1 protein-coding gene is annotated in these 3627 nt (G+C 75.4%); it reads left to right on the top strand.

Annotated features, from left to right (window positions below):
- The coding region (locus tag ACWGIU_RS32840; RefSeq protein WP_453711758.1) for a DNA-binding protein at nucleotides 1-3627 on the top strand (3627 nt) is incomplete at both ends.

The following is a 3627-nucleotide window of genomic DNA, read 5'->3' on the forward strand; positions in this document are numbered from 1 at the left end:
GAGGACACCGACCTCCTCGACCTGCTGCTCGCCCTGGACATCCCGGTCGCCGACCCCGAGGCAGGCACCGAGGACCGGCGCCACCGGTACGACCACCTCAACCTGTCCGAGTGGGCCGGCGGCGACCGGCGCCGCGACCTGCTCGCCATCGCCGCCGACCAGCGCTTCCACCCGGCCTTCCGCCGGGCCCTGAACAGCCTGGGCGACGGTTGCGCCGACGTCGTCCGGTGCGTCGCCGCCTCGCCCGGCGGCCGCCCGCTGCTGGCCGCATGGATGCGCGACATCGCCCTCGCCTCCACCGCCGCCGGTCTGCCCGGGGTCCCCGACGCCATCGCACGCCTGAGGTGGCTGCCCACCGAAGCCCTGGAACTCGCCGCCGAGGAAGTGGCCGCCGCCGCGGCCGCGGACCTCGCCGAAACCCTCGCCCGTACCCTGCGCGGCGGCCTCTTCGAGGAGTTGGCCTGGCCCTCCTGGGAGGAGGCCCTCGCCGAACTGACCCCCGGCCGGGGCCGGGAGGCCCTGACCGTGGTGGAGGCCTGGCCGTACCTGATCGTCGCCAACCAGACCCAGGTCAGGGTCATCGACGCCGACTCCACCGTCCTCACGCACGACCTGCGGGTGCCGACCGGGAACTCGTACAACCACAGCTTCCACTACGTCGACGGTGAACTCCTCGTCTTCTGGTCCTCCTGGAACACGAACGGGATCCAGGGTTACTGGCACCACTCGCCCGGCACCGTCCTCACCCTGGACACCGACCGCAACCACTGGTCGCTGCGCAGCGACCACCTCTCCCTGCCGCTCCCCGGCGGCGGGCGCGTCACCGGCGGCGGAGTCCTGCACCGCGGCGACACCAAGCTGCCGGACGAGCGGCCCCTGCTGTCCGACGGCACCTCGTACTGGGTGTGGCAGCGCCGCGACCAGCAGCAGGACACCGGCTGGCTTGAGTACGACCCCGTCGGCGGGACCTACGGGCGGCCCTCCCTGCCCGCGTTCTTCGCCGACGCGCTGCGCGCCGACGCCGCCACCGGCCGCCGAGGCGGATACTCCAACCGGCTGCTCCCGACGCCCGCCGTGGCCGGCTCGGTGCTCGGCGAGCCCACCGACGGCCTCCTCGGCTGGCGCACGGTGAGCGTCCCCGGCCGCGGCTGGGAGGGCACGGACACCGGCGGTCGCACAGTCGCCGTGCCCGAGGGCCACGACATGCCCGTCGCCGCCCTCGTCTTCCCCGGCGACGACCGGCCCCGCGCGCTGTCCCAGCAGTGGCGGGAGCTGAGCATCACCGACCCGGACGGGGTGACCACCGCCCGGTCGCGCGACGGCCACCACCGCCGCTCCGCCTTCGGCACGGGCAGCGTGGACCTTCCGCCGCTGTCGCACTGGTACGCCCTGCGCCCCCGCGACACCGAGGGCTCGGCCGTCCTGCGCGCAGCGGACCGGGAGACCGTGGCCGCACTGCTCAAGACGGCAGCCGCGGCCGACAAGGCCGCCGACCTGCCCGAACTGGTGAGCGCGGCCCTGCCGCAGATCACCGCCCCCGAGCTCATCGGCGGTATCGTCGAGGTCCTCCGCTTCACCCTCACCCAGCAGAAGTCACTGGACGCGATCGCCGCCCGGCTCCACCCCGACACCACCCCCGCCCCGGAGCGCGAACAGGGCCCCGGGGACCGGCTGATCGCCGACGGGCTCAGCGGCCTCATCGGCTCCGGCTACCACCGCTGGAACGGCGAGAGCGACGCCGCCCACTTCACGCTGAGCGAACTCGGCGCCGCCCGCACGCGGACCGACACCGATTCGGTGCCCGGCCTGCTGCACTTCGACACGCCCGGGCTCCCGTACTACTCCTTCACCTGGACGCCCCTGCTGGACCAGCCCGCGGCCGTGGCGTACCGCGCCGTTACCGTCGCGCCCACCGACGAGCAGCGGGAGGGGCTGCTCACCCTGCTCGCCGCCGTCGACGCCCTCGGCCTGGACTCGGCCGAAGGCTCCGCGGACCGCTGGCGCCGGGTCCTGCTCCGCCTCGACCGGCAGCACCTCCTTACCCCGGACGGCGAACGCAACGTCCACCACCGCAGCCTGCTGCCGCTGGGCGGCGGAGCCGTCCTCGCGCTGACCGAGCACAGCGAAGCCGTGCCCGACGGCCACGAGTTCGGTGCCCTGCTGTACGACCCCACCGGCCGGTTCACCGTCCCCGGCCCCTACACCGTGCGCGGCGACGCCCCCCTCGGCGACCGCGAACGCGGCGCCGGCTGGCTGACCGCGTTCCTCGGCGCGGCCGCCGAGCACGGCCCCGCGCCGTTCCGCCCCGAAGCCGCCGAGGAGTTCGCCGAGCTCACCGGAGTCTCCGGCGCCCTCGCCCGCCTGGTGCTCGCCGGACTCCCGGGCATCGACACCTACGAACGCAACTTCCTGACCCCCGAACTGCGCACCGCCCTCGGGGTCAAGGCCACCGACGCCGCGTACGCCCGCGACGAGCTGAAGAGCCTCGACACCGAGCTGCGGCGCGCCGTCGTGGCGGCCCTGCTGCCCGCCGATCCGGCGAAACTGTGGAGCGAGGGCCCCGACGTCGCCGCCGCGGCGGAGCTCTGGAACCGGCGTGTGGGCCGCCGTACCCCCGTCCCCGACTGGCTGGCCACGGAAGCCGCGCGCGCCGTGGGCGGCAACTGGCCGGCGCACCGCGCCCTGGCCGCACTGCTCGACCCGGCCGCCGCGCGCGAGCTCTCCGTCGACGTGGCCTGGACGGTGAAGGGCGACCACGTGGAACCCGCCGAGCCGGCCACCGGCCCCTTCACCCTGTCCGTCCTGACCGGGGCGGTGGCCATGGCGTCCTGGCTCGCCCACCGGCTGCCCGCCGGTGATTCCGTACGAGCGGCCCTGCCGCCCGCGCTGACCGCCGTACGGCAGCGGCTCGCCGCGCCCGAACTGCTCCTGGAGATCGGGCACTACACCAGCCTTCCCGACTTCCGGAAGGCGGCGGGCACCCCGACCGAGACCGGCGAGGGCTACGAGCGCTACGGCGCCGTGGTCATGGCCACCCACGACGACCAGCCCAGGCCCGCACTGCGCCCGGCACTACTGGATTCCACCGGATCCGACCCGTACCTGCCGGCGCTGCGCGGCGACGACCAGCGGCCCTCCGCCGCCGAGGCGGCGCTGCGCACCACCCACGACCCGCGCTTCGCCGCGCTGCTCGCCGACCCCGGCGCCCCGGCCGCCGGCGTGGTGGCCGCGGACGGCACCTGGTGGCCGCAGGACCCGAGCCGCTCCGTCCCCGAACTGGTGGAGGAGGCCGGCACCCGGCACGGCCTGGGCGCCGACGCGGCCACCCTCTACCTCATGCTGCTCGCCATGCCGGACCCCACCGACCGCAACACCGCGCGGTGGACCGGCTGGAAGCCGGCCCGCCTCAAGGCCGCCCGCGCCGAACTGGCCGCCACCGATCTGGTGGTGACGGCCGGCCGCAGCAGGGCCGGACGCTCCCTGTTCCTGCCCGGCGGGTGGGCCGACATGCCCTCCCCGACGCTGCCGGTGGAGCAGTGGAAGCTCCCGATGTACGGCCTGAGCGCCGGTGCCCGGCCCTCGCTGGGCGTACTGGTGCCCGTAGAACCGGCCGCGGAGCTCTACCGC

The organism is Streptomyces sp. NPDC054840, from assembly GCF_053611065.1.